Annotated in this window: 19 protein-coding genes; 16 read left to right on the forward strand and 3 right to left on the reverse strand. The window is 60.1% G+C overall.

Going from position 1 to position 24,007, the window contains the following annotated elements:
* Positions 1–45: 45 nt before the first annotated feature.
* The gene (locus tag LPU83_RS50390) at positions 46–858 is read right to left on the reverse strand and encodes a ferredoxin--NADP reductase (protein WP_024314843.1); all 813 of its coding nucleotides are present in this window, start codon (positions 856–858) and stop codon (positions 46–48) included.
* A gap of 246 nt (positions 859–1,104) precedes the next feature.
* Between LPU83_RS50390 and pcsA the strand changes: the two genes are divergently transcribed.
* From pcsA to LPU83_RS50460, 14 genes are all read left to right on the forward strand, one after another.
* A complete protein-coding gene (pcsA, locus tag LPU83_RS50395) occupies positions 1,105–1,833 on the forward strand; it encodes a phosphatidylcholine synthase (protein WP_024314844.1) in 729 nt (242 codons plus the stop codon).
* Positions 1,834–1,842: 9 nt separating this feature from the next.
* Positions 1,843–2,823, forward strand: a complete 981-nt coding sequence (locus tag LPU83_RS50400; RefSeq protein ID WP_024314845.1) for a quinone oxidoreductase family protein — start codon at positions 1,843–1,845, stop codon at positions 2,821–2,823.
* A gap of 42 nt (positions 2,824–2,865) precedes the next feature.
* Positions 2,866–4,440, forward strand: coding sequence for an ABC transporter ATP-binding protein (locus LPU83_RS50405; RefSeq protein ID WP_024314846.1), 1,575 nt, complete (start codon positions 2,866–2,868; stop codon positions 4,438–4,440).
* Positions 4,430–5,515: an ABC transporter permease gene (locus LPU83_RS50410; protein WP_024314847.1), complete on the forward strand. Its 1,086-nt coding sequence runs from the start codon at positions 4,430–4,432 to the stop codon at positions 5,513–5,515. The genes LPU83_RS50405 and LPU83_RS50410 overlap by 11 nt, the downstream gene beginning before the upstream one ends.
* Positions 5,512–6,432 carry an ABC transporter permease gene (locus LPU83_RS50415; RefSeq protein WP_024314848.1) on the forward strand — a complete coding sequence of 307 codons (921 nt, stop codon included), beginning with the start codon at positions 5,512–5,514 and terminating at the stop codon, positions 6,430–6,432. Before LPU83_RS50410 ends, LPU83_RS50415 begins: the two co-directional genes overlap by 4 nt.
* A gap of 50 nt (positions 6,433–6,482) precedes the next feature.
* Entirely contained in the window at positions 6,483–7,556 is a 1,074-nt protein-coding gene (locus LPU83_RS50420) for a BMP family ABC transporter substrate-binding protein (protein WP_024314849.1), read from the forward strand.
* Positions 7,557–7,703: 147 nt separating this feature from the next.
* Positions 7,704–8,666 carry a galactofuranose ABC transporter, galactofuranose-binding protein YtfQ gene (gene ytfQ / locus LPU83_RS50425; protein ID WP_024314850.1) on the forward strand — a complete coding sequence of 321 codons (963 nt, stop codon included), beginning with the start codon at positions 7,704–7,706 and terminating at the stop codon, positions 8,664–8,666.
* A 121-nt stretch (positions 8,667–8,787) separates the two neighbouring features.
* Complete coding sequence (gene ytfR, locus LPU83_RS50430) at positions 8,788–10,311, forward strand: galactofuranose ABC transporter, ATP-binding protein YtfR (protein WP_024314851.1); 1,524 nt, start codon at positions 8,788–8,790, stop codon at positions 10,309–10,311.
* Positions 10,308–11,327, forward strand: a complete 1,020-nt coding sequence (locus tag LPU83_RS50435; RefSeq protein ID WP_024314852.1) for an ABC transporter permease — start codon at positions 10,308–10,310, stop codon at positions 11,325–11,327. The genes ytfR and LPU83_RS50435 overlap by 4 nt, the downstream gene beginning before the upstream one ends.
* The gene (gene yjfF / locus LPU83_RS50440; RefSeq protein ID WP_024314853.1) at positions 11,324–12,292 is read left to right on the forward strand and encodes a galactofuranose ABC transporter, permease protein YjfF; all 969 of its coding nucleotides are present in this window, start codon (positions 11,324–11,326) and stop codon (positions 12,290–12,292) included. The genes LPU83_RS50435 and yjfF overlap by 4 nt, the downstream gene beginning before the upstream one ends.
* 15 nt (positions 12,293–12,307) lie before the next feature.
* A complete protein-coding gene (locus tag LPU83_RS50445; RefSeq protein ID WP_024314854.1) occupies positions 12,308–13,060 on the forward strand; it encodes a FadR/GntR family transcriptional regulator in 753 nt (250 codons plus the stop codon).
* A gap of 81 nt (positions 13,061–13,141) precedes the next feature.
* Positions 13,142–14,503 (forward strand): bifunctional UDP-N-acetylglucosamine diphosphorylase/glucosamine-1-phosphate N-acetyltransferase GlmU, encoded by a 1,362-nt coding sequence (glmU, locus tag LPU83_RS50450; protein ID WP_024314855.1) that lies wholly within the window; start codon positions 13,142–13,144, stop codon positions 14,501–14,503.
* A 105-nt stretch (positions 14,504–14,608) separates the two neighbouring features.
* On the forward strand, positions 14,609–16,435 hold the full coding sequence (gene glmS / locus LPU83_RS50455; protein WP_024314856.1) for a glutamine--fructose-6-phosphate transaminase (isomerizing): 1,827 nt from the start codon (positions 14,609–14,611) through the stop codon (positions 16,433–16,435).
* Positions 16,436–16,557: 122 nt separating this feature from the next.
* A complete protein-coding gene (locus LPU83_RS50460) occupies positions 16,558–17,262 on the forward strand; it encodes a DUF502 domain-containing protein (protein ID WP_024314857.1) in 705 nt (234 codons plus the stop codon).
* 15 nt (positions 17,263–17,277) lie between these two features.
* Here the strand turns inward: LPU83_RS50460 and recG are convergent, their stop codons facing one another.
* Positions 17,278–19,383, reverse strand: coding sequence for an ATP-dependent DNA helicase RecG (gene recG, locus LPU83_RS50465; RefSeq protein ID WP_024314858.1), 2,106 nt, complete (start codon positions 19,381–19,383; stop codon positions 17,278–17,280).
* 92 nt (positions 19,384–19,475) lie between these two features.
* On the opposite strand from recG, the gene LPU83_RS50470 reads away from it, so the two are divergent.
* Together LPU83_RS50470 and mfd are read left to right on the forward strand one after the other, a co-directional pair.
* Entirely contained in the window at positions 19,476–19,790 is a 315-nt protein-coding gene (locus LPU83_RS50470) for an FAD assembly factor SdhE (RefSeq protein WP_024314859.1), read from the forward strand.
* Entirely contained in the window at positions 19,790–23,296 is a 3,507-nt protein-coding gene (gene mfd / locus LPU83_RS50475; RefSeq protein ID WP_024314860.1) for a transcription-repair coupling factor, read from the forward strand. Before LPU83_RS50470 ends, mfd begins: the two co-directional genes overlap by 1 nt.
* Before the next feature lie 6 nt (positions 23,297–23,302).
* Here mfd and LPU83_RS50480 read toward each other — a convergent pair whose 3' ends face one another.
* Positions 23,303–23,974, reverse strand: coding sequence for a DsbA family oxidoreductase (locus tag LPU83_RS50480; protein WP_024314861.1), 672 nt, complete (start codon positions 23,972–23,974; stop codon positions 23,303–23,305).
* Positions 23,975–24,007 lie beyond the last annotated feature (33 nt).

A 24,007-nucleotide genomic window follows, 5' to 3' on the forward strand; every position in this document is an offset into this window, starting at 1 on the left:
ACGGCCCCATTGAGGGGCCGTAAACTAAGTGTGTCGTGGCGGGCTTTAACCGACGAATGCACGTTCGATGACGAACTCCGCCGGCTTGCTGTTTGCGCCCTCGTTGAGGCCGGCCTTTTCCAGCAGATCCTTGGTGTCCTTCAGCATTGCAGAGGAACCGCAGATCATGCCGCGATCGATTGACGGATCGAGCGGCGGAACACCGAGATCCGCGAAAAGCTTGCCTGATGCAATAAGATCGGTGATGCGGCCGCGATAATCGAAATCCTCGCGGGTGACCGTCGCATAGTGGCGAAGCTTGTCGCCGACGACTTCCTGCAGAAGTTCGTCGCTCTTGATCTCGTCGACGAGATCGAAGCCGTACTTCAGCTCCGCAACGTCGCGGGTCGTATGGGTGAGGATGACTTCCTCATACGTCTCATAGGTTTCGGGATCGCGGATCAGGCTCGCGAAGGGGGCGATTCCGGTTCCGGTCGAGAACATATAGAGGCGACGGCCGGGTGTGAGCGCGTCGAGCACTAGCGTGCCCGTGGGCTTCTTGCGCATCAGGACCTGGTCGCCGGGCTTGATCGCCTGCAGATGCGAGGTCAGCGGGCCGTCCGGCACCTTGATCGAGAAGAATTCGAGCTCTTCAGCCCAGGCGGGGCTTGCGATCGAATAGGCGCGGAAAATCGGCTTGCCTTCGACCATAAGGCCGATCATCGCGAATTCGCCGGACCGGAAACGGAAACCCAGCGGGCGCGTCATCGTGAACCGGAACAAGCGATCCGTATAATGTGTCACGCTAAGCACGGTCTCGGCATAGACTCCAGCCGGAATCGGGGAGGCGAAGTCTTCGGTCTTTGCAGGGGCGTTCATTTCGGTATCGGGTCCCGTATTCGTCGCGCAATGTTTTCTATGCCAGCGAGATATTACAAATAGTGCTGCGATTAAAGGTATTCCATTCTTTCTCAAGCAACTTGCACGAAATATGCGTGTCATCATCAGGATTCCGGCGCCTTGCGACGCTTCGTCGCTTTTGCGCTGGCGAAGCGAAGCAAAGGATGCATATTAGGCAAAAACCGCGCCTGCCGGGCGTGGACGCCATAGGCTGCTCGGGGAAACATGAAGATTTTCAATTACAAGCGCGTACCTTACGCAGAGATGCGCGCATTTTCGGTCCATATTCTGACGGCGTCCGGCTCCTTCCTAGCGTTTCTCGGCGTGGTCGCTGCTGGCGAACATCGTTTCATCGACATGTTCTGGTGGCTCGGCCTTGCACTTCTCGTTGACGGCATTGATGGACCGATCGCCCGCAAGGTCAGTGTCAAGGAAGTGCTGCCAAACTGGTCGGGTGATACACTCGACAATATCATAGACTATGTGACCTATGTCCTGCTGCCAGCCTTTGCGCTCTATCAGAGCGGCATGATCGGCGAACCATGGTCCTTCGCGGCGGCAGGCATGATCGTCGTATCGAGCGCAATCTACTACGCTGATACCGGCATGAAAACGGACGAGTACTTCTTCTCGGGCTTCCCGGTGGTCTGGAACATGATCGTCTTTACGCTCTTCGTGATCGATGCCAGCGCGATCACAGCACTTGCCGTCGTCATCGTTTCCGTCATCCTCACCTTCCTTCCGATCAATTTTCTCCACCCCGTCCGGGTCGAGCGCCTGCGGCCGCTCAACCTCGGCGTCTTCTTCGTATGGTCGGCGCTCGGAATGTATGCGCTTCTGATGCATTTCGCCGTCCCGCAATGGGCGCTTGTCCTCTTTATCCTCAGCGGTATCTACCTCTACTGCATCGGCGCCGTGCTGCAGTTCTTCCCGGCGCTTGGACGCCGCGATTAGGAGAAGGCGATGGCAAAGACGCAGGCGGTCTCATTCAGCAAGACCGGCGGACCCGAAGTTCTCGAATATATCGATATCAACCTGCCGCCACCCGGTGCAGGAGAAGTCCAGATCAAACACGCTGCCATCGGCCTCAATTTCATCGATGTCTACTTCCGGACCGGCCTCTACGAGGCGCCGCATCTGCCTTTCGTGACGGGCAAGGAAGCGGCCGGCACCGTAACCGCGGTCGGACCTGGCGTTGAAGATTTCAAGATTGGCGATCGCGTCGCCTACGCGGGCTCGGACGGCGCCTACAGCGTCGAGCGAAACATCGAAACGAAGCACGTCGTCAAGGTCCCGGACGGAATTCCGCTAGAAACTGCAGCCTCGATGATGCTGAAGGGGATGACCGCGCAATATCTGCTCACCCGGACGTACAAGGTTGGACCGGGTACTGCGGTTCTATTCCACGCGGCAGCCGGCGGCGTCGGTCTCATTGCCGGCCAATGGGCCAAAGCGCTCGGCGCAACCGTGATCGGCACCGCGGGGTCGGACAGCAAGGTGCGTTTTGCACTCGAGCATGGCTACGATCACGTCATCAACTACAATACCGAGAATTTCGCAGAGCGTGTGCGCGAAATCACCGGTGGCGCTGGCGTCCACGTCGTCTATGACTCGATCGGCCGCGACACGTTTCCGCAATCGCTGGATTGCCTGAGACGGCTCGGTATGTTCGTCTCATTCGGCCAGTCCTCGGGGCCGATCGAGAACTTCACGCTCGCCATGCTCGCACAGAAAGGATCGCTCTTTGCAACGCGGCCCACACTTTTCACATACATCGCCACACGCGAAGAGCTAACCAATTGTGCAAACGCGTTATTTGATGTTGTTTTGAGCAACAAAGTGCGTATCAGTATCAACCAAACCTATCCATTGCGTGACGTCGGGCGGGCTCACATGGATCTCGAATCCAGAAAAACTACCGGAACTACGCTGCTGATCCCATAATGACCCGAACGGGCACGGTCGGCAGAGAGAAATGAGGGGAACGTGTCGTTATCTGATGTGCCGGGTTCCGGTGCGTTACTGTCGGTCCAGCAACTGACGAAACTTTTCGGCAGCTTTGCTGCCTGCGACCACATCGACCTCGATATCGCCCCCGGCGAAATCCATGCTCTCCTTGGTGAAAACGGCGCCGGCAAATCGACGCTCGTCAAGATGCTGTTCGGCGTGCTCGAGCCGACCGAGGGCAACATCCTGTGGGAAGGCCAACCGGTTTCGATCGGTTCGCCAGGCGACGCCCGCATGCTCGGCATCGGCATGGTCTTTCAGCATTTCTCGCTCTTCGAGGCGTTGACGGTCGCTGAAAACATCGCGCTTTCGCTCGATGACAGCATTCCGATCGGCAGGATCGCGGAAGAGGCAAGGGCGCTCGCGCGCGCCTATGGCCTGCCGCTCGACCCCCATGTCCACGTCGCTGATCTTTCCGTCGGCGAACGCCAACGCATCGAGATTGTGCGCGCGCTGCTGCAAAATCCCAAGCTCATCATCCTCGACGAGCCGACATCGGTGCTGACGCCGCAGGAGGCCGACAGACTTTTCGAAACACTTTTCAAGCTGAAGGCGGAGGGCAAATCGGTCCTCTACATCAGCCATCGGCTGGAGGAGGTGCAGCGCATCTGTGATCGCGCGACCGTGCTGCGCAACGGCAGGGTCACGGGCGCTTGCGATCCACGCCAGGAGACGCCGGCTTCTCTTGCCCGCATGATGGTTGGCAGCGACGTCGCGACGGTTACGCATCCCGACCGCGGCAACAAGGGCGATGTGCAGCTTTCGGTCACCAATCTTTCCGTTGCTGCACGCACTCCCTTCGCAATGCCACTCAGGGAGGTGTCTCTGGCCGTCCGTTCCGGCGAGATCCTGGCGATCGCGGGTGTTGCCGGCAATGGACAGGGCGAACTCTTCGACGCTCTTTCGGGAGAATATCCAGTGAGTTCGCCGGACGCGATCACGATCCGCAAGAAAGCCGTCGGTACCCAGGGCATCACAGCTCGGCGCCTCCTTGGCGCCGGCTTTGTGCCGGAAGAACGCCACGGCCACGCGGCCGTCTCGGCCATGAAGCTCTCCGACAATCTCGTGCTGGCACGCAGCCAATCCGACCGCAGAACCTTTCTTGGCGGCGCTTTTCTCAAGGTGATCCGCCGCGGCGCGGTCAAGACCGCGACCAAGCGGATCGCCGACGCGATGGATGTGCGCAAGAGCGGCGAGGACCCGGCGGCAGGCTCGCTTTCCGGGGGAAACCTGCAGAAGTTCATCGTTGGCCGCGAGCTTGACCGCCAACCAGCGGTTCTCGTCGTCAATCAACCGACATGGGGCGTCGACGCGGGAGCGGCGAGCCGCATTCGTCAGGCACTAGTCGATCTGGCGCGCAACGGCTCGGCAGTCGTCGTCATCAGCCAGGACCTTGACGAAATATTCGAGGTCGCAACGGAGATTGCCGTGATTTCTGAGGGGCGGCTTTCGCAACCTTTCCCGGCGGGAGAACTGTCACGTGAGAAGATTGGTCTTTTGATGGGCGGTCTGCACGAAAGCAAGACCGCGTCGGAGACCGCCAATGCGCATTGAACTAGAAAAGCGGCCGCAAGCATCGAAGCTCTATGGCTTCGTGTCGCCTTTGCTGGCATTGCTGCTGACGCTGCTCGCCGGGGCGATCATGTTTGCCATTCTAGGCAAGGACCCGATCGAGGCACTGGACGCGTTTTTCCTTGAGCCGTTGCTGGAAGTCTGGTCGCTGCACGAACTTGCGGTGAAGGCAGCGCCGCTGATCATGATTGGCGTCGGGCTGGCCGTCTGCTATCGCTCCAACAACTGGAATATCGGCGCCGAGGGACAGTTTACGATCGGCGCGATCACGGGCTCCATTCTGCCGATCCTGTTCACCGAGTGGCATTCGCCGATGGTGCTGCCCTTGATGCTCATCATGGGCGCGATCGGCGGCGCTTTGTTTGCGGCCATTCCAGCGCTGCTGAAGGCGCATTTCAATACCAACGAAATACTGACGAGCCTGATGCTCGTTTATATCGCACAGCTCTTCCTCGATTGGCTGATCCGCGGCGCCTGGCGCAATCCTCAGGGCTTCAACTTTCCAGAAAGCGTGCCGTTTGCGCCGGAAGCTACGCTGCCGGCGATCTGGGAAGAATCCGGCCGCGCCCATTGGGCCTTCGTTTTTGCGATTGTCGCGGCGATTCTCGTTTGGTTCATGCTCAAGTATACGCTGAGAGGGTTTGAGATCGTCGTTCTCGGACAGTCCGAACGGGCAGGACGCTTCGCCGGCTTTTCGTCGAAGAAGATGATCTGGTTCAGCTTTCTATTCTCGGGGACGCTTGCCGGACTTGCCGGCATTTCGGAAGTCTCCGGATCGATCGGACATCTACAGCCTGCGATTTCTCCCGGCTATGGCTTCACGGCGATCATCGTCGCGTTTCTCGGACGGCTGAATCCACTCGGTATCGTCGCATCCGGCCTTGTGCTCGCGCTGACCTACCTCGGCGGCGAGGCTGCGCAGCTGTCGCTCGGCGTGTCCGATAAGGTGACCCGCGTCTTCCAGGGATTGCTGCTCTTCTTCGTGCTCTCGTGTGACACCCTCATCTATTACAAGATCCGCATCATCTGGTCGCGAGTCCGGGGCGGCGTTGCATGAGCATCTTCGAAGCGATTCTGCTGACCGTCATTACTGCGTCCACGCCGCTGGTCATTGCCGCGCTTGGCGAACTCGTCGCCGAGCGGTCCGGCGTTCTCAATCTCGGCGTCGAAGGCATGATGATCATGGGGGCTGTTGCAGCCTTCGCGAGCGCGCAAATGACCGGCTCTCCCTATATCGGGCTGCTGGGCGGAATTGTCGCCGGCGCGCTGTTCTCGCTGCTCTTCGGCTTTCTCACTCTGACGCTGGTTGCCAACCAAGTCGCAACCGGCTTGGCGCTAACCATCCTCGGACTTGGCGTTTCGGGAATGCTGGGGGAAGGCTTTGTGAGCGTACCTGGCGTTCGCCTAGCGCCAATCGTCGTCCCTTACCTTTCCGACATTCCGCTCATCGGATCTGTGCTTTTCCGTCAGGACCTGACCTTTTATCTGTCGCTCGCATTGATGTTTGGCGTGAGCTGGTTCCTGTTCCGCAGCCGCACCGGCCTGAAGCTGCGCGCAATCGGCGATAGTCACGGCTCGGCCCATGCTCTCGGCATCAGTGTTATCCGTACGCGCTACCTCGCGGTCATGTTCGGTGGCGCCTGCGCGGGACTAGCGGGAGCGCAGCTTTCTCTCGTCTACACGCCGCAATGGGTGGAGAACATGTCTTCCGGCCGCGGTTGGATCACGCTCGCACTCGTCGTCTTCGCATCCTGGCGTCCATGGCGGGTTTTTGCCGGCGGCTATCTGTTTGGCGCTGTGACGATCCTGCAGCTTCACGCCCAGGCTTTCGGCGTCGGTATCCCGGCTCAGTTCCTGTCAATGCTGCCCTATGCAGCGACTATTGTGGTTCTTGTCATCATTTCTCATAATCGGCGCACGACGTTGATCAACACGCCCGCGTCGCTGGGAAAACCGTTCGTGCCGGAGCGCTAAACAAAAGAATGAGACGCGTTTCCGGAAGCTTCAAACCAACAGGGGTTATCATGAAAAAACTAGCACTTGCACTTGCCGCATCGGCTGCCGCCGTCCTGAGCCTCGGCTCCGTGGCGCAGGCTGCGGACAAGACCAAAGTCTGCTTCGTCTATGTCGGATCACACACCGACGGCGGCTATTCGCAGGCTCACGATCTCGGTCGCCAGCAGATCCAGAAGGAATTCGGCGACAAGATCGACACGCCTTACCTTGAGAACGTGCCGGAAGGCCCCGACGCCGAGCGTGCCATCGAGCGTCTCGCCCGTTCGGGCTGCAAGCTGATCTTCACGACGTCCTTCGGCTTCATGGACGCCACCGTAAAGGTCGCAGCGAAGTTCCCGAACGTGAAGTTCGAGCATGGTACCGGCTACAAATCCGGCCCGAATCTCGCGACCTACAACTCGCGCTTCTATGAAGGCCGTTACATCCTCGGTCAGATCGCAGCCAAGACATCGAAGAACCACGGCGCCGCCTACATCGCCTCCTTCCCGATTCCGGAAGTTGTCATGGGCATCAACGCCTTCGAGCAGGGCGCCCGCTCAATCGATCCCGACTTCAAGCTGAAGGTCATCTGGGTGAACACCTGGTTCGACCCGGGCAAGGAAGCCGATGCCGCAAAAGCCATGGTCGACCAGGGCGTCGACGTACTGACGCAGCACACGGATACCACCGCTCCGATGCAGGTTGCTGAGGAACGCGGCATTCATGCGTTCGGTCAGGCCTCCGACATGATCGCAGCCGGTCCGAAGGCCCAGCTGACGGCAATTGTCGACACCTGGGGCAACTACTACTCCAAGCGCGTTCACGCGCTGCTTGACGGCACCTGGAAGTCCGAGCAGAGCTGGGATGGTCTGAAGGACGGCATCCTCAAGATGGCCGACTACACCAATATGCCTGATGACGTGAAGAAGATGGCTCAGGAAACCGAAGCCAAGATCAAGTCGGGCGAATTGCATCCCTTCACCGGCCCGATCAACAAGCAGGACGGTACTCCCTGGCTCAAGGCCGGCGAGAAGGCTGACGACGGCACGCTGCTTGGCATGAACTTCTACGTCGAAGGCGTAGACGACAAGCTGCCGAAGTGATTTCGGCCAGCAATTAGCACATGCGAAAAGGCGCTCCGTTTCGAGCGCCTTTTTTGCTGCATCGCATACTAAAAAGTGCATTTACAAAAGTAATACTATATGATTTTTTCCTATGCGTGCCGCGAGAGGCGGCTTTGGGAGGGAATCATGAAATTGAAGACCGCACTCTTGGGTGCCACGGTTCTGGCTGCCTGCATGTTCGGCTCGGCATCGGCTGCAGAGCTCGTTGTGGGCTTTTCGCAGATCGGCTCCGAATCTGGCTGGCGCGCTGCCGAAACCACCGTCACGAAGGAACAGGCCAAGAAGCGTGGCGTGGACCTGAAGTTTGCTGACGCGCAGCAGAAGCAGGAAAACCAGATCAAGGCGATCCGCTCCTTCATCGCGCAGGGCGTCAACGCCATCTTCCTGGCGCCGGTCGTAGAAACCGGCTGGGACGCCGTTCTAAAAGAAGCGAAGGAGTCCGAAATCCCGGTGATCCTGCTCGACCGAACGATCAAGGCGCCTGAAGACCTCTACCTGACCGCTGTCACCTCGGATCAGGTTCATGAGGGCAAGGTTGCCGGCGACTGGCTTGTAAAGACCGTTGGCGACAAGGCTTGCAACATCGTCGAGCTTCAGGGCACGACCGGTTCTTCGCCGGCCATCGCCCGCAAGAAGGGCTTCGAGGAAGCCATCGCGGGCAAGGCAAACTTCAAGATCGTTCGCAGCCAGACCGGCGACTTCACCCGCACTAAGGGCAAGGAAGTCATGGAAAGCTTCCTGAAAGCTGAAAACGGCGGCAAGGATATCTGCGCCCTCTACGCTCACAACGACGACATGGCCGTGGGCGGCATTCAGGCGATCAAGGAAGCCGGTCTGAAGCCGGGCAAGGACATTCTCGTCGTCTCTATCGACGCGGTTCCTGATATCTTCAAGGCCATGGCAGCCGGAGAGGCGAACGCGACCGTGGAGCTGACGCCGAACATGGCAGGTCCCGCATTCGACGTGCTCGATGCATACCTGAAAGACAAGAAGGGCCCGCCGAAGTGGATCCAGACGGAATCGAAGCTCTATACGCCGGCTGACGATCCGATGAAGGTCTACGAGTCGAAGAAGAACCTCGGCTACTGATTTTGACGCTGGAACCGCACCGGTCCATCATGGGCCGGTGCGGAACTGCCGAATGCCAGTCGGGACTTCATGTCCGTCCACGGCGCGGCATTGTCGGTCCACATCAGGAAAAGCCGCTTTCATGATTCACGATTTCGAGAACGTTCTAACCGCCTCCGGGATATCGAAATTCTTCCCGGGCGCCATTGCGCTCGACAAGGTCGATTTCTCGCTGCGCAAGGGCGAGGTGCATGCGCTTCTGGGCGAAAACGGTGCCGGAAAATCAACGCTCATCAAATGCATTACGGGTGCCTATCACCGCGATCAGGGCAGGCTTGCTCTCGATGGCGCCGAAATCAATCCGTCCGATACGCTCGCGGCCCAGAAGCTCGGCATCGGCACGGTGTATCAGGAGGTCAATCTCCTCCCCAATCTGAGCATCGCCGAGAACCTATCCCTCGGGCGCCAGCCGAAGCGGTTCGGCATGATCGATGTACGGGCGATGAACCGGCAGGCGCGGGCACTGCTTGAGCAATACGGGATGGACGTCGATGTGACCGCGCAACTCGACCGGTTTTCGGTCGCAGTGCAGCAGGTCGTGGCGATCGCGCGCGCTGTCGATTTATCGGGTAAAGTCCTCATTCTCGACGAGCCGACTGCAAGCCTTGACACGCAGGAAGTCGCGATGCTCTTTCGTATCATGCGGGACTTGAAAGAACGCGGCCTTGGCATTGTCTTTATTACTCATTTCCTGGAGCAGGTTTATGAGGTCAGTGATCGCATCACAGTGCTGAGAAATGGCAAGTTGGTCGGCACTCGCGAAACATCCGAGCTGTCTCGCCAGAGCCTGATCTCGATGATGCTCGGTCATGAATTGGCGAATGCCGAAGCAACAGCGCGGGCGCATTCGGTTACGGCCGGTCCGGTCAAATACAGGTTCGAAGGCTACGGCAAGCGTGGCAAGGTGAAGCCGTTCAACCTTGAGGTCCGCGTCGGCGAGGTGGTGGGCGTTGCAGGCTTGCTCGGGTCCGGCCGCACGGAGACTGCCGAGTTGCTTTTCGGGATCGAGCAGGCTGACAGTGGAACGGCACAAGTCGACGGTAAGCAGGTTGCGCTCTCGAATCCGCGTGCGGCCATCCGCAGCGGCTTCGGTTTCTGTCCGGAGGATCGCAAGACGGACGGGATCATCGGCGACCTTTCCATTCGCGAGAACATTGCCCTGGCGCTGCAAGCACGGCGAGGCTGGGCCCGGCCGATTTCTCGCGCCGATCAAAACGCCCTGGCCGACCGCTACATCAGTGCGCTCGACATCCGGACGACAGACAGGGAGAAGCCGATACGTCTGCTGTCAGGCGGCAATCAGCAGAAAGCGATTCTTGCGCGCTGGCTGGCCACCAATCCGGACTTCCTGATCCTCGACGAGCCGACCCGCGGCATCGACGTCGGCGCACATGCCGAGATTATCCGCTTGATCGAAGATCTCTGCGCGAAGGGCATGTCACTGATCGTTATTTCTTCGGAATTGGAAGAACTTATCGCCTATAGCTCACGTATCTTGGTCCTTCGCGATCGCGAGCATGTCGCGGAACTGACGGGAGACAATGTCAACACCGCGCGCATCGTCGACGCCATCGCTGCCGCCCAAAAGAAGACGGAGGACGCATGAGGTCGTCGCTCAACGCACTGCTGATCCGGTTGGCGCCGCAACTCATCGCGCTTGCGGTCATTCTCATATTAAATTTCATTATGTTCCCGCAGTTTTTTAATGTTGTTGTTCAGAACGATCGGTTTTATGGCAGCCTGATAGATGTGCTAAACCGCGGCGCGCCTGTTGCCTTGTTGGCAGTCGGCATGACGCTCGTGATTGCGACCAAGGGGATCGATCTGTCGGTCGGCGCGGTGATCGCGATCTGCGGCGCCGTTGCCGCTTCATCCATCGTGTCCGGCCATTCGCTGGTCATGACGCTGCTGGTAACGGTGGGAGTCGGGCTGCTTTGCGGGGTATGGAACGGCCTTCTAGTCGCCATACTCAACATCCAGCCGATCATCGCCACGCTTGTGCTGATGGTTGCCGGACGCGGGATTGCTCAGCTCATCACCGAGGGTGTCATCATGACCTTCAACGATGAAGGGTTGATCGCGCTTGGCAGCGGCTCCTTCGCATTCCTGCCCATGCCTGTCATCATATGGCTGGTCATGGGCGCCCTGGTGATTCTGCTCGTGAGGCGCACGGCGCTTGGCATGCTGATCGAAGCAACCGGCATTAATCGACGTGCAAGCATGCTTTCCGGCGTGCGAACGCCCGTACTGCTGATGGCCGTTTATATGTTGAGCAGCCTTTGCGCCTCGATCGCCGGAATCATCGTCGCAGCCGATATCAAGGGCGCCGATGCAAACAATGCTGGGCTCTGGTTGGAACTCGACGCGATTTTGGCCGTCGTCGTGGGCGGCAACTCTCTGCTGGGCGGACGCTTCAGCATCCTCGGCTCACTGATCGGCGCAATGATCATTCAGGCTGTGAACACCGGCATTTTGCTCTCAGGATTTCCGCCGGAGTTCAACCTGATCATCAAGGCGGTGATCGTCATCGTGATCCTCGTCATTCAGTCGCCGGCAATTCAATCGGCGGCCGTGGTTCTAGGCCGGCGATCGAGCAGCGTCGGGGAAGGGCAGATTCAATGAACTCGAAATATCTTCCGCTGCTGGCAACGGTCGTGATCTTCGTTCTCTCCTATGCAATCTGCACGTTGCAGTATCCTAACATCCTGTCTACCCGCGTGATCGGCAACCTATTGACTGACAATGCCTTTCTCGGCATCGCAGCGGTCGGCATGACGTTTGTCATCATCTCGGGCGGCATTGACCTATCGATCGGCTCGATCATCGCTTTCACCGGCGTGTTCCTGGCCGTCATCCTGCAGAACACCACAATCCATCCGCTTGTTGCGTTTGTCCTGGTGCTAATCATCACGACCGCCTTCGGTGCGGCAATGGGCGCGATCATTCACTATCTGGAAATGCCGGCTTTCATCGTGACACTCGCGGGCATGTTCCTGGCACGCGGCATGGCGTTCGTGCTGTCGATCGACAGCATTCCGATCAATCACGACTACTACACGACGCTGACAAGCCTCTATTACAGGATGCCGGGCGGTGGTCGGCTGACGCTAATCGGCGGCGTCATGCTTCTCGTCTTTGTCGCCGGCATATTCCTGGCGCATCGCACGCGCTTCGGTACCAATGTCTACGCGCTCGGCGGCGGCCCACAGACGGCGCAGCTCATGGGCGTTCCCGTGGGGCGAACCACGATCCAGATCTATGCATTGTCCGGCTTTCTTGCTGGTCTATCCGGAATCGTTTTTTCACTCTATACGTCGGCCGGTTATTCTCTGGCAGCAGTCGGCGTCGAGCTGGATGCGATCGCAGCAGTCGTCATTGGGGGGACGCTGTTGACCGGAGGGGCGGGATTCGTGGCAGGCACCTTCATCGGTATCCTGATACAGGGCCTCATTCAGACCTACATCACCTTCGACGGGACGCTCTCGAGTTGGTGGACGAAGATCTTGATCGGCCTTTTGCTTTTTGCATTCATTCTAATGCAGAAGGTTATTCTCTTCCTTTCCAGTATGAATAAGAGGTATGCCTGAGCGGGGAGGTATTCGTTGCGTAACAGATTGCTTGAGACCGGAAAAACAGCGCGCAAATCGCGAACGAGCCACGCACAAGTCGTGGATGAGCTCGGCAGGGCGATCGTTGCCGGAACCTATCCTGTTGGAAGCATCCTGCCCGGCGACGCCGAACTCGCACAGCGTTTCAAGGTCTCACGCACCGTCCTTCGCGAAACGATGAAAACGCTTGCCGCAAAAGGCATGATCGTCGCCAAGGCCCGCGTCGGCACGCGCGTGACGGAGAAGAACCTCTGGAACATGTTCGACAGCGAGATCATAGCCTGGCATTTCGACAGCGGCGTGACGGAAGAATTCCTGCTGCAGCTTTACGACATCCGGCTAGCCTTCGAGCCATTTGCCGCCGGTCTCGCCGCCGAGCGGGCGAGCAAGGACGACATCGAGCATCTGCGAGCTCTGGCAACGGAAATGGCCGCTCTGGGCCACACCAGCGAAAGCCTTGCGCTGGCCGACCTGCATTTTCACCTCGCAATAGCCGATGCATCTCACAACCCCTTCATGCGAACGCTTGGCAGCCTGATCGAAGCCGCGCTGGTCGGCATGTTCCGCATTAGTACACCGCCATCGCAGAACGGCTTCTCGAACATTGCGGACACGCATATGCGCATCGTCGAGGCGATCGTCGCCGGGGACGTCGATGGCGCCCGAAAAGCCATGGAGATCGTGATCATCGATGGCCGCGATCACGTCCGCGACGCCTATGCGGCGATAACCAAGGCATCCGCCTGATCCATTTTGATCTTTGTCCCGCCCTTGTCTTGCTGCTATGAGGCAGCAAAGGCTGCACCCAATGGATTCTCGGAGCACATCATGGAACGGACTTGCCTCGCCATCATTCTCGCTGCGGGGGACAGCACGCGAATGAAGTCGTCGAAATCGAAGGTGCTGCACCCGATCGCGAACCGCCCGATGATCGCGCATGTCGTGGATGCCGTGGCAAAGAGCGACATTTCATCGGTCGCGCTCGTCGTGGGCCGCGACGCCGACGAAGTGGCGAAGGCTGCCCAAGTCGGAAACGTCGAGATCGAAACATATCTGCAGAAGGAGCGGCTTGGCACCGGTCATGCGGTGCTGGCAGCACGCGAAGCCATCGCGCGCGGATATGACGATATCATCGTGACCTACGGCGATGTACCGTTGCAGACCGAGGGACCGCTCAAGGCCGCACGTCAAGGCCTTGCCGAGGGCAGCGATGTGGTCGTCATCGGCTTCCACACCGACAGGCCGACCGGCTACGGCCGCGTGCTCGTCAAGGATGGCGAACTGATCGCCATCCGCGAGGAAAGGGATGCGACAGATGCCGAGCGTGCCGTGAAATGGTGCAACAGCGGCCTGATGGCAATCAACGGCCGCAAGGCTCTCGATCTGCTATCCCGCATCGGCAACGCCAATGCCAAAGGCGAGTACTATTTGACGGACCTAGTGGAGATCGCCCGCTCCATCGGCGGCCGCGTCACGGCTGTCGACGCACCCGAAATCGAAATGACCGGCTGCAACAATCGGGCGGAACTCGCCGTGATCGAGCGGCTCTGGCAAGAGCGCCGGCGCCACGAGATGATGATCGCCGGGGTCACGATGATCGCTCCTGAGACCGTGTTTCTTTCCTACGATACCGCGATTGGGCAGGACGCCCTAATCGAACCGAACGTCGTGTTCGGCCCCGGTGCGACAATCGATGGCGGCGCGATCATTCATGCGTTCTCGCACATTGAGGGTGCGCATGTCAGCACCGCCGCGGCCGTCGGCCCGTTCGCTCGCCTGCGGCCGGGCGCCGATCTCGGCAACGGCTCGAAAGTCGGCAATTTCTGCGAGGTCAAGAACGCGAAGATCGGCGAGGGAGCCAAGGTCAATCACCTGACCTACATCGGCGACGCGAAGGTCGGAGCGGGGGCAAACATTGGAGCAGGCACGATTACCTGCAACTATGACGGCGTCAACAAGCACGAGACGCTGATCGGGGCGAATACCTTCATCGGATCGAACTCATCGCTCGTAGCGCCGGTCAGCATTGGCGACAATGCCTATATTGCCTCCGGCAGTGTCATCACCGCGGATGTACCCGCCGATGCGCTCGCCTTTGGCAGGGCGCGCCAGGAACTGAAGCCGGGCCGAGCCGCCGTGCTGCGCGAACGCGCACTGGCTATCAAGGCTGCAAACAAGTCCAAGGCATAGGGCTCTGCGTAACGCGCGGAAACCGAAAGTGACCGCCGAGGCCATTGAGAAAAAAGACAAAATCGTTACGAGTGGCCTTCGGAACGGAAGGCTTTGGGGACTTTCATGTGTGGTATTGTTGGAATCGTAGGAAGCAGCCCGGTTGCGGGGCGCCTTGTTGACGCACTGAAGCGGCTTGAGTACCGCGGCTATGACTCGGCGGGAGTCGCCACGATACATAACGGCGAAATGGCTCGGCGTCGCGCCGAGGGCAAGCTCTTCAATCTCGAAAAGCGCCTCGACGGCGAACCTCTGCCGGGAACAATCGGCATTGCGCACACGCGCTGGGCTACTCATGGCGTTCCCAACGAGATCAACGCGCATCCGCACTTTGTCGAGGGGGTTGCGGTCGTCCACAACGGCATCATCGAAAACTTCTCCGAGCTGCGAGACGAGTTGATTGCCGAAGGCGCCGTTTTCGAGACGCAGACGGATACCGAAGTCGTCGCCCATCTCATGGCGAAGTATCTTCGTCACGGCATCGAGCCGCGTGCCGCGATGCTCAAAATGCTGAACCGGGTAACCGGCGCCTATGCGCTTGCAATCATGCTCCAGAACGACCCCAGCATGATCATGGCGGCGCGCTCCGGACCGCCACTTGCCGTGGGCTACGGCTCGGGCGAAATGTTCCTCGGCTCGGATGCCATCGCGCTTTCTCCCTTTACCAACGAGATCACCTACCTGGTCGACGGCGATTGGGCCGTGCTGACGCGAGACGGTGCGACAATCCTCGACTTTTCGGGCAACGAGGTGCATCGCCCTCGGCAGATATCGCAGACGACTGCGTATGTAGTGGACAAGGGCAATCACCGCCACTTCATGGAAAAGGAGATTTACGAGCAGCCGGAGGTCATCTCGCATGCCCTCAGCCGCTACATGGACTTTGCCAGCAATACGATCAGTGACAACATCAACGCGATCGACTTCAAGGCTACAAGCAGCCTGGCAATTTCCGCATGCGGAACCGCATATCTCGCAGGCCTCGTCGGCAAATACTGGTTCGAGCGCTACGCGCGTCTACCTGTCGAAATCGATGTCGCATCCGAATTCCGCTATCGCGAAATGCCTCTGTCGCCCTCGCAGGCCGCCCTTTTCATTTCGCAGTCCGGGGAGACCGCCGACACACTGGCGTCGCTGCGTTACTGCAAGGACAAGGGGCTGAAGATCGGCGCTGTGGTCAACGTCAGGGAATCGACGATTGCCCGTGAGTCGGATGCAATCTTCCCGATCATGGCGGGCCCAGAGATCGGCGTTGCGTCCACCAAGGCATTCACCTGCCAGTTGGCCGTCCTGGCGGCGCTGGCACTCGGCGCCGGCAAGGCGAGGGGAACGATCAGCGCGGAGCAGGAAAGGGAGCTGGTGCGCCATCTCGCTGAAATGCCGCGCATTATGAGCCGCGTACTGAATCTCATCCAGCCGCAGATGGAAAGCTTGTCGCGCGAATTGTCGAAGTGCCGCGATGTTCTCTATCTCGGTCGCGGCACGAGCTTCCCGCTTGCGATGGAAGGGGCCCTCAAGCTCAAGGAAATTTCTTACATCCATGCCGAGGGTTACGCAGCGGGCGAACTGAAGCACGGGCCGATAGCATTGATCGACGAAAACATGCCCGTCATCGTGATCGCGCCGTTTGATCGTTTCTTCGACAAGACAGTGTCGAACATGCAGGAGGTTGCAGCGCGTGGCGGCCGCATCATCTTTATCACCGACGAGGCAGGCGCGGCCGCATCGAAGCTGCCAACAATGGCGACGATCGTGTTGCCTGATGTCAACGAGATCATCGCGCCGATGATCTTCTCACTGCCGATCCAGCTGCTTGCCTATCACACGGCCGTCTTCATGGGCACGGATGTCGATCAGCCGCGCAATCTGGCAAAGTCGGTCACGGTGGAGTGACCGGCTGGTCGCCCCCTGAAGACTTGTGCGACTTGGCAATTTCTGGCAGCTTTTCAATCAGGAAAGCATGGGGGAGCTGATTTCCGATAGCCGGTCTGCTCAACGGAGTTCATCAGCACGCGATGACGGAAAAACTGCCCCGATTGCCGATAGCCACTCGCATCAGGAACAACTTCCTGGCGGGCCTTATCATTTGCGCGCCCATCGCGATTACGCTGTGGCTGACATGGTCGGTCGTGCGATGGGCAGACAGCTGGGTGAAGCCGTACCTGCCGGCGCGCTATGACCCGGACAACTATCTGAATTTCGCTGTGCCCGGTTCCGGCCTGCTGATCGCGCTTATCGCGATCACGCTTATCGGCTTCCTCGGCAAAAACCTGATCGGCCAGAGCATCGTTCATTTCAGCGAATCGCTTGTGCAGCGCGTACCGCTCGTGCGCAGTATCTATCAGAGCGTAAAGCAGATTTTCGAGACGGTGCTGAAGGACAAAACAAACTCCTTCAAGAAGGTCGGCCTAATCGAATATCCCAGCCCCGGTCTCTGGGCGCTCGTCTTCATTTCGACGGATGCCAAGGGGGAGATTGCGTCGAAGTTCAAAGCGATGGGCCAGGACATGGTCTGCGTGTTCCTGCCGCCGACGCCGGTGCCGACGGCCGGATTTCTGATCTTTACGCCGCGCGAGAAGATTGTTCCGCTCGATATGTCACCGGAGGATGCAGCAAAGCTCTTGATCTCCGGCGGCCTTGTCACACCGGAAGAGCTTGCCGGGCGCATCGCGAAACAAGAACGAACGCGCAAGCCGCTGCCGGCGCCTATCGAGATGTAGTTTTGGTCGCGCGACTCACCCGGCATGTAGGAAGCGGATCGCCTCATCGCGACGGAACAGGTAGAGCAGGGTGCGGACGGCCTTGCCGCGGTCGCTGGTGAGGTCCGGATCACGCTCTATCAGATACGCAGCATCGCGGCGGGCGATTTCCAGAAGATCGGCATGAGCCTCCAGGCTCGCGATACGAAAGCCCGGTGTTCCCGATTGCCGTGTGCCGAGCAGTTCGCCTTCGCCGCGCAGTTTCAGGTCTTCCTCTGCAATGCGGAAGCCGTCTTCGGTTTCACGCATGATCGACAGGCGCGCATGGCCGGTCTCGCCAAGCGGTCCCTTATAGAGCAGGATGCAGGTCGAGGCCGCGTCGCCGCGGCCGACACGGCCGCGAAGCTGATGCAACTGCGCCAGGCCGAAGCGCTCGGCATGCTCGATCACCATGATCGTAGCATCAGGAATATCCACGCCGACTTCCACCACGGTCGTGGCGACCAACAGGCGGATTTCGCCGTTCTTGAACGCCATCATCACGGCGTCCTTTTCGGCGCCGCTCATGCGGCCGTGGATCAAACCGATGCCTGGGCCGAGCGACGAGACGAGCGTTGCATGGCGCTCTTCGACCGACATCAGATCGCTCTCCTCGGATTCCTCGACGAGCGGGCAGATCCAATAGGCCTTCTTGCCCTCTCCGACCGCGCTCTTCAGCCGTCCAACGATCTCGCCAATGCGTTCGGTCGGCACGGTAATCGTCTGGATCGGCTTTCGGCCGGCCGGCTTTTCCGTCAGCTTCGAGACGTCCATGTCGCCGAAGGCGGCAAGCACCAGGGTTCGCGGGATCGGCGTCGCCGTCATCACAAGCATGTGCGGCGTGATGCCCTTGGCGGTCAGTCGCAGGCGCTGGTGGACGCCGAAACGATGCTGCTCGTCAACGACAGCCAGCATCAGGTTGCGATAGTTGACGGTGTCTTGGAACAGGGCGTGTGTGCCGATAACGATCTGCGCCTCTCCCGACGCGATCCTCTCGAGGATGTCTTCGCGCTCACGACCCTTGGTACGGCCTGTGAGGACTTCGAGGCGCAGACCGGCCGAAGCGGCGAATCTCGAGATCGTCGCGTAGTGTTGACGCGCGAGGATCTCCGTGGGGGCCATCAGGACGGCCTGGCCGCCGCTTTCGATGACAGCGGCCATCGCTATCAGTGCGACCAACGTCTTGCCGGAACCGACATCGCCCTGCAGCAGCCGCAGCATGCGGTCCTCGCCGGCCATATCCTTGAGGATATCTGCAACCGCGGCGTTCTGGCTGCCGGTCGGAGAGAACGGCAGGGTCTGCAGGATTTGCCGACTGATGATGCCGGTGGCATGCACCGGTTGGCCGGCGACCTTGCGCAGGCGCTGGCGCACTAGACTGAGGGAGAGCTGGCCCGCCATGAATTCGTCATAGGCGAGGCGGCGACGGGCGGGGGCTTGCGTATCGATATCCGCGGGATCACATGGTTCGTGCAGGGCGTGGAAAGCGTCCGCTGTCGAGGGCAGCCCCTGTTTCTGTGCGAGGGTCAGGTCGATCCATTCCGGAAGTTCGGGCGTGCGCGGCAGCGCGGCTTCGATGATCTTGCGCAGTGTCTTTGGCGAAAGACCTGCGGTGAGGGGGTAAATCGGCTCGACGAGGGGCAGATTCTCGGCTTCGCTGGCCTTCACAATATAGTCTGGATGCACCATCGAAGCGCGGCCATTGAACCAGTCGATCTTGCCGCTGACGGTCACCTCTTCGTCGAGCGGTAATTGCTTTTCCAGCCATGCCGGCTGGCCGCGGAAGAAAACGAGTGTCAGTTCGCCGGACTCGTCATGCAGGACGACGCGGTAAGGGATGTTGCTTTTGCCGCGCGGCGGCACCTGGTGGCGATCCACGCGAGCCGTGACGGTGACGATGGCGCCTTGCGGCGCGCGGGCGATACCGGGCTGGTTTCGACGGTCGATCAGGGAGTGCGGCGCATGAAACAGCAGATCGACGACGCGCGTATCGTCAGGCGTCTCGCGCCCAAGCAGCTTTACCAGCAGCTCGGCGATCTTTGGGCCGACGCCGGGCAGGGCGGAAACGGGCGAAAACAGCGGATCGAGAATAGCGGGGCGCATGGCGGCAAAATGCGATGAACAATGCGGCCTTGGCAAGGCTGACAAGCCGCTTTCGAGGGTCTATAGAGGCGCATCAACAGGAAGGTAACGCCATGACGGGTGTGTCACTCTCGAGCGCCGATCTTGATCCGCGCCGCCGCCGAATCCTCTTTCGCTGCTGGCATCGCGGCATTCGCGAGATGGATCTGGTCTTCGGGCAGTTCGCCGAAAAGGAGATCGCGACCCTGTCAGAGACCGAACTCGACGAGTTCGAAACCGTCATGGCCGAAGAGGACAACGATCTTGTGCGCTGGATCATGGGAACATGGCCGGTGCCCGAGCGTTTTCAGACGCCGATGTTCGAGCGCCTTGCCGCCTACAAGCCCGATTTCGAGTATCCAGCCGACGCCCTGCCCAGGAACGCGTAATGATCCCAGGTTTTAACGTAAAGAAGCTGTCAGCGGTCGCCGAGCCGCTGACCATCGGCAACGTGCCCACAGGTGTGGAGGCTTTGTTGCTGGCCGATCTGGCGCGCGCCGGCGAGCCGGTCGCTTACGTGCTTTCCGATGGCCAGCGGATGGCCGACTTGGAGCAGATTCTCGGCTTCGTCGCGCCCGAGATCCCGGTCCTGACACTGCCGGCCTGGGACTGTCTTCCTTACGACCGCGTTTCGCCGAGCGCGGATACCTCAGCACGCCGGCTCGCGGCGCTGGGCGGCCTGATCGCGCATCGCAAGAAACCGCATGCGGCCATCGTGCTGGTGACCGTCAATGCAATGCTGCAGAAGGTTGCCCCGCAGGAGGTCATCGAGAGCCTGGCGTTTTCCGCACGTCCGGGAAACACTGTGCGCATGGACAACATTGCCGGGCGGTTGGAACGCAATGGTTTCGACCGCGTCGCAACGGTGCGCGAGGTCGGCGAATATGCGGTGCGCGGCGGCATTCTGGATGTCTTTGTGCCCGGTTCCGAGGAGCCTGTTCGCCTCGATTTCTTCGGCGACACGCTGGAAAGCATCCGCAGCTTCGATCCGGCAAGCCAGCGCACGACAGGGCAGCTCCGTTCACTCGACCTTAACCCGATGAGCGAGGTCACGCTGACGCCCGATACCATCAGCCGTTTCCGCAAGAACTACCTCTCCTCGTTCGGCGCGGCAACGCGCGACGATGCGCTTTATCTCGCCATATCGGAGGGGCGGCGCTATCCGGGCATGGAGCATTGGCTGCCGCTTTTCTACGAGAAGCTGGAGACGGTATTCGACTATCTCACAGGCTTCCGACTGGTGACCGATCACGCGGTACGCCAGGCTGCCGAGGAGCGCTCCAAGCTTGTGTTCGACTATTATGACGCGCGCCTGAATTCCGGACAGCCCGGCAAAGGTCAGATGGCGCAAGGAACGCCCTATAAACCCGTGACGCCCGGCCAGCTCTATTTGGACGGAAAGACTTTCGCCAACACGCTCGACGCGTTCGACGCGATGCGGATTTCGCCCTTCAACGAGCACGAGGGAGAGGCGCGGCGCGTCATCAATCTCGATGCTCGACAGGGCGAGCGGTGGGCACGCTCGAACGCGGAGGGGGGTGGCAATGCCGAACGCGTGAATGTCTTCGACGCCGTCGTGAAACATATTGCCGACAAACGCTCATCCGGCGCCAAGGTGTTGATCACCGCCTGGACGGAAGGTTCGCTAGACCGTCTGCTGCAGGTGCTGAACGAACACGGCCTGGAGCGCGTGAAACCGATCGGCGCCCTGAAAGAGATCGACAGCCTTGCCAAAGGCGAGGCAGCAGCCGCTGTGCTCAGTCTCGAATCCGGATTTGAAGCCGGCAATCTGGTGGTCATCGGCGAGCAGGACATTCTCGGCGACCGCATGGTGCGGCGCTCGAAGCGGCGCAAACGCGCTGCGGATTTCATCTCTGAGGTCGCCGGTCTCGATGAAGGTTCGGTCGTCGTCCACGCGCAGCACGGCATCGGCCGGTTCGTGGGCCTGCGGACGATCGAAGCGGCGGGCGCGCCGCATGCCTGCCTTGAACTGCAGTATGCCGACGATGCGAAGCTCTTCCTACCGGTCGAGAATATCGATCTGCTGTCGCGCTACGGCGGCGAGGGGACGGAAGCTCCGCTCGACAAGCTCGGCGGTGGCGCATGGCAGATGCGCAAGGCCAAGCTCAAGAAGCGACTGCTCGATATGGCGGATGCGCTGATCCGTATTGCCGCCGAACGCCTGACGCGACACGCGCCCGTGCTGACGACGCCGGAAGGTCTCTATGATGAGTTCTCCGCCCGCTTCCCCTACGACGAGACGGAAGACCAGGACAACGCCATCGAGGCCGTGCGCTCCGATCTTGGGGCCGGCCGGCCGATGGATCGTCTCGTCTGCGGCGACGTCGGCTTCGGCAAGACAGAGGTGGCGCTTCGTGCTGCCTTCGTGGCGGCGATGAATGGTATTCAAGTTGCCGTGGTCGTGCCGACCACGCTGCTGGCCCGCCAGCACTTCAAGACCTTCTCCGAGCGGTTCCGCGGCCTGCCTGTGCGCATCCAGCAGGCCTCGCGCCTCGTCGGTTCGAAGGAGCTGGCACTGACGAAGAAGGAAGTGGCCGAGGGCAAGACTGACATCGTCGTCGGTACCCACGCGCTTCTCGGTGCGGGCATCCAGTTCGCCAATCTCGGGCTGCTGATCATCGACGAAGAACAGCACTTCGGCGTCAAGCACAAGGAGCGTCTGAAGGAGTTGAAGAGCGACGTACACGTTCTGACTCTTTCTGCAACACCGATCCCCCGCACGCTCCAGCTCGCGATGACGGGTGTGCGCGAGCTGTCGCTGATCACGACGCCGCCGGTCGACCGCATGGCGGTGCGCACCTTCATTTCGCCGTTCGATTCGCTCGTCATCCGCGAAACGCTGATGCGCGAGCACTATCGCGGCGGTCAAAGCTTCTATGTCTGCCCGCGGCTTGCCGATCTCGAGGATGTGCATGCGTTCCTGCGCTCCGACGTGCCGGAACTGAAAGTCGCTGTCGCGCACGGTCAGATGCCGGCTGGCGAACTCGAAGACATCATGAATGCCTTCTACGAAGGGCGCTACGACGTGCTGCTGTCGACGACGATCGTAGAATCGGGTCTCGACGTGCCGACCGCCAACACGCTGATCGTCCACCGCGCCGATATGTTCGGCCTCGCTCAGCTTTATCAGCTACGCGGCCGCGTCGGACGCTCGAAGGTCCGCGCCTTCGCGCTCTTCACGCTGCCGGTCAACAAGGTGCTGACGGCGACGGCCGAACGTCGCCTCAAGGTGCTGCAGTCGCTCGACACGCTTGGTGCGGGCTTCCAGCTTGCCAGTCACGATCTCGACATTCGCGGAGCAGGTAATCTGCTTGGCGAGGAGCAGTCCGGCCATATCAAGGAAGTCGGCTTCGAGCTCTATCAGCAGATGCTGGAAGAGGCCGTTGCCGAGGTGAAGGGCGTCGATGAGATCCAGGATAGCGGCTGGTCGCCTCAGATCTCGGTCGGAACTTCGGTGATGATCCCGGATGGCTACGTGCCCGATCTGCACCTGCGCATGGCACTCTATCGCCGTCTCGGGGAGATCGCGGAACTGAAGGAAATCGACGGCTTCGGCGCTGAAATGATCGACCGCTTCGGCCCGATGCCGATCGAGGTCCAGCACCTCCTGAAGATCGTCTACGTGAAATCGCTCTGCCGCGTCGCCAACGTGGAGAAGCTGGATGCGGGGCCCAAGGGCGTTGTCATCCAATTCCGCAACAAGGAGTTTCCGAATCCGGCAAGCCTGGTTGGCTACATCGCCAAGCAGGGCTCCATGGCGAAGATTCGGCCTGACCAAAGTGTATTCCTCACCCGCGACCTGCCGACACCGGAAAAGCGGCTGCAGGGTGCAGCCGTTATCATGACGCAGCTCGCGGAAATGGCGAAGGCGTAAGCACGCTCAGTTCATGCCGGCGCGCGCTTCGGCCTTCGCCTTGGCGATATCGCGAAGGGCGTTTGCCAACACATCCGGTGTCTGAGCGCCGCTGACGGCATACTGCTGGTCGAAGATGAAGAACGGCACGCCGTTGACGCCCATCTTCTGCGCGGCTTCGATCTCGGCGATCACGAGATCCTTGTCGGCGTCGGACGCGAGCAGGGAGGAGACGACCGCTCGGTCCATACCGGCGTTCTGTGCGATATTGAGCAGAACGGCATGGTCGCCGACGTTGCGCCCTTCCTCGAAATTGGCCTTGAAGAGGGCATTGACGACACGGTCCTGCTTCTCGCGATCCTCGACCATTGCCCAATGGATCAGGCGGTGTGCATCCAGCGTGTTCGGGCCGATCTTGATCGCGTCGAAATCGAAGTTGATGCCGACTTCGCGACCAAGCTCGCTCAGCATCTTGTGCCCTTGAGCGACACGCTCGGCGCCGCCGAGCTTCTGCTCCAGCGCTTTCTTCTGGTCGACGCCTTCGGGCGGATAGTCGGGGTTGAGGCGGTACGGGCGCCAGTTGATGTCCACACCGACCTCGTCCTGGACTTCGGCGATCGCAAGCTCCAGCCGCGCCTTGCCGAGATAGCACCACGGGCAGACGACATCAGAGACAACGTCGATGGTAATGCGTTCCATGGGCTTTCCTTTTTCTCAAACCGAAACGTTCCC

The sequence above is a fragment of the Rhizobium favelukesii genome (assembly GCF_000577275.2).
In the GTDB taxonomy this organism is placed as follows: Bacteria; Pseudomonadota; Alphaproteobacteria; order Rhizobiales; family Rhizobiaceae; genus Rhizobium; species Rhizobium favelukesii.

Bases quoted from the DNA above. Each gene is read 5' to 3' on its own strand.
- LPU83_RS50390 (WP_024314843.1), bottom strand. From the start codon at position 858: ATGAACGCCCCTGCAAAGACCGAAGACTTCGCCTCCCCGATTCCGGCT.
- pcsA (WP_024314844.1), top strand. From the start codon at position 1,105: ATGAAGATTTTCAATTACAAGCGCGTACCTTACGCAGAGATGCGCGCA.
- LPU83_RS50400 (WP_024314845.1), top strand. From the start codon at position 1,843: ATGGCAAAGACGCAGGCGGTCTCATTCAGCAAGACCGGCGGACCCGAA.
- LPU83_RS50410 (WP_024314847.1), top strand. From the start codon at position 4,430: ATGCGCATTGAACTAGAAAAGCGGCCGCAAGCATCGAAGCTCTATGGC.
- LPU83_RS50415 (WP_024314848.1), top strand. From the start codon at position 5,512: ATGAGCATCTTCGAAGCGATTCTGCTGACCGTCATTACTGCGTCCACG.
- LPU83_RS50420 (WP_024314849.1), top strand. From the start codon at position 6,483: ATGAAAAAACTAGCACTTGCACTTGCCGCATCGGCTGCCGCCGTCCTG.
- ytfQ (WP_024314850.1), top strand. From the start codon at position 7,704: ATGAAATTGAAGACCGCACTCTTGGGTGCCACGGTTCTGGCTGCCTGC.
- ytfR (WP_024314851.1), top strand. From the start codon at position 8,788: ATGATTCACGATTTCGAGAACGTTCTAACCGCCTCCGGGATATCGAAA.
- LPU83_RS50435 (WP_024314852.1), top strand. From the start codon at position 10,308: ATGAGGTCGTCGCTCAACGCACTGCTGATCCGGTTGGCGCCGCAACTC.
- yjfF (WP_024314853.1), top strand. From the start codon at position 11,324: ATGAACTCGAAATATCTTCCGCTGCTGGCAACGGTCGTGATCTTCGTT.
- glmU (WP_024314855.1), top strand. From the start codon at position 13,142: ATGGAACGGACTTGCCTCGCCATCATTCTCGCTGCGGGGGACAGCACG.
- glmS (WP_024314856.1), top strand. From the start codon at position 14,609: ATGTGTGGTATTGTTGGAATCGTAGGAAGCAGCCCGGTTGCGGGGCGC.
- LPU83_RS50460 (WP_024314857.1), top strand. From the start codon at position 16,558: ATGACGGAAAAACTGCCCCGATTGCCGATAGCCACTCGCATCAGGAAC.
- recG (WP_024314858.1), bottom strand. From the start codon at position 19,383: ATGCGCCCCGCTATTCTCGATCCGCTGTTTTCGCCCGTTTCCGCCCTG.
- LPU83_RS50470 (WP_024314859.1), top strand. From the start codon at position 19,476: ATGACGGGTGTGTCACTCTCGAGCGCCGATCTTGATCCGCGCCGCCGC.
- mfd (WP_024314860.1), top strand. From the start codon at position 19,790: ATGATCCCAGGTTTTAACGTAAAGAAGCTGTCAGCGGTCGCCGAGCCG.
- LPU83_RS50480 (WP_024314861.1), bottom strand. From the start codon at position 23,974: ATGGAACGCATTACCATCGACGTTGTCTCTGATGTCGTCTGCCCGTGG.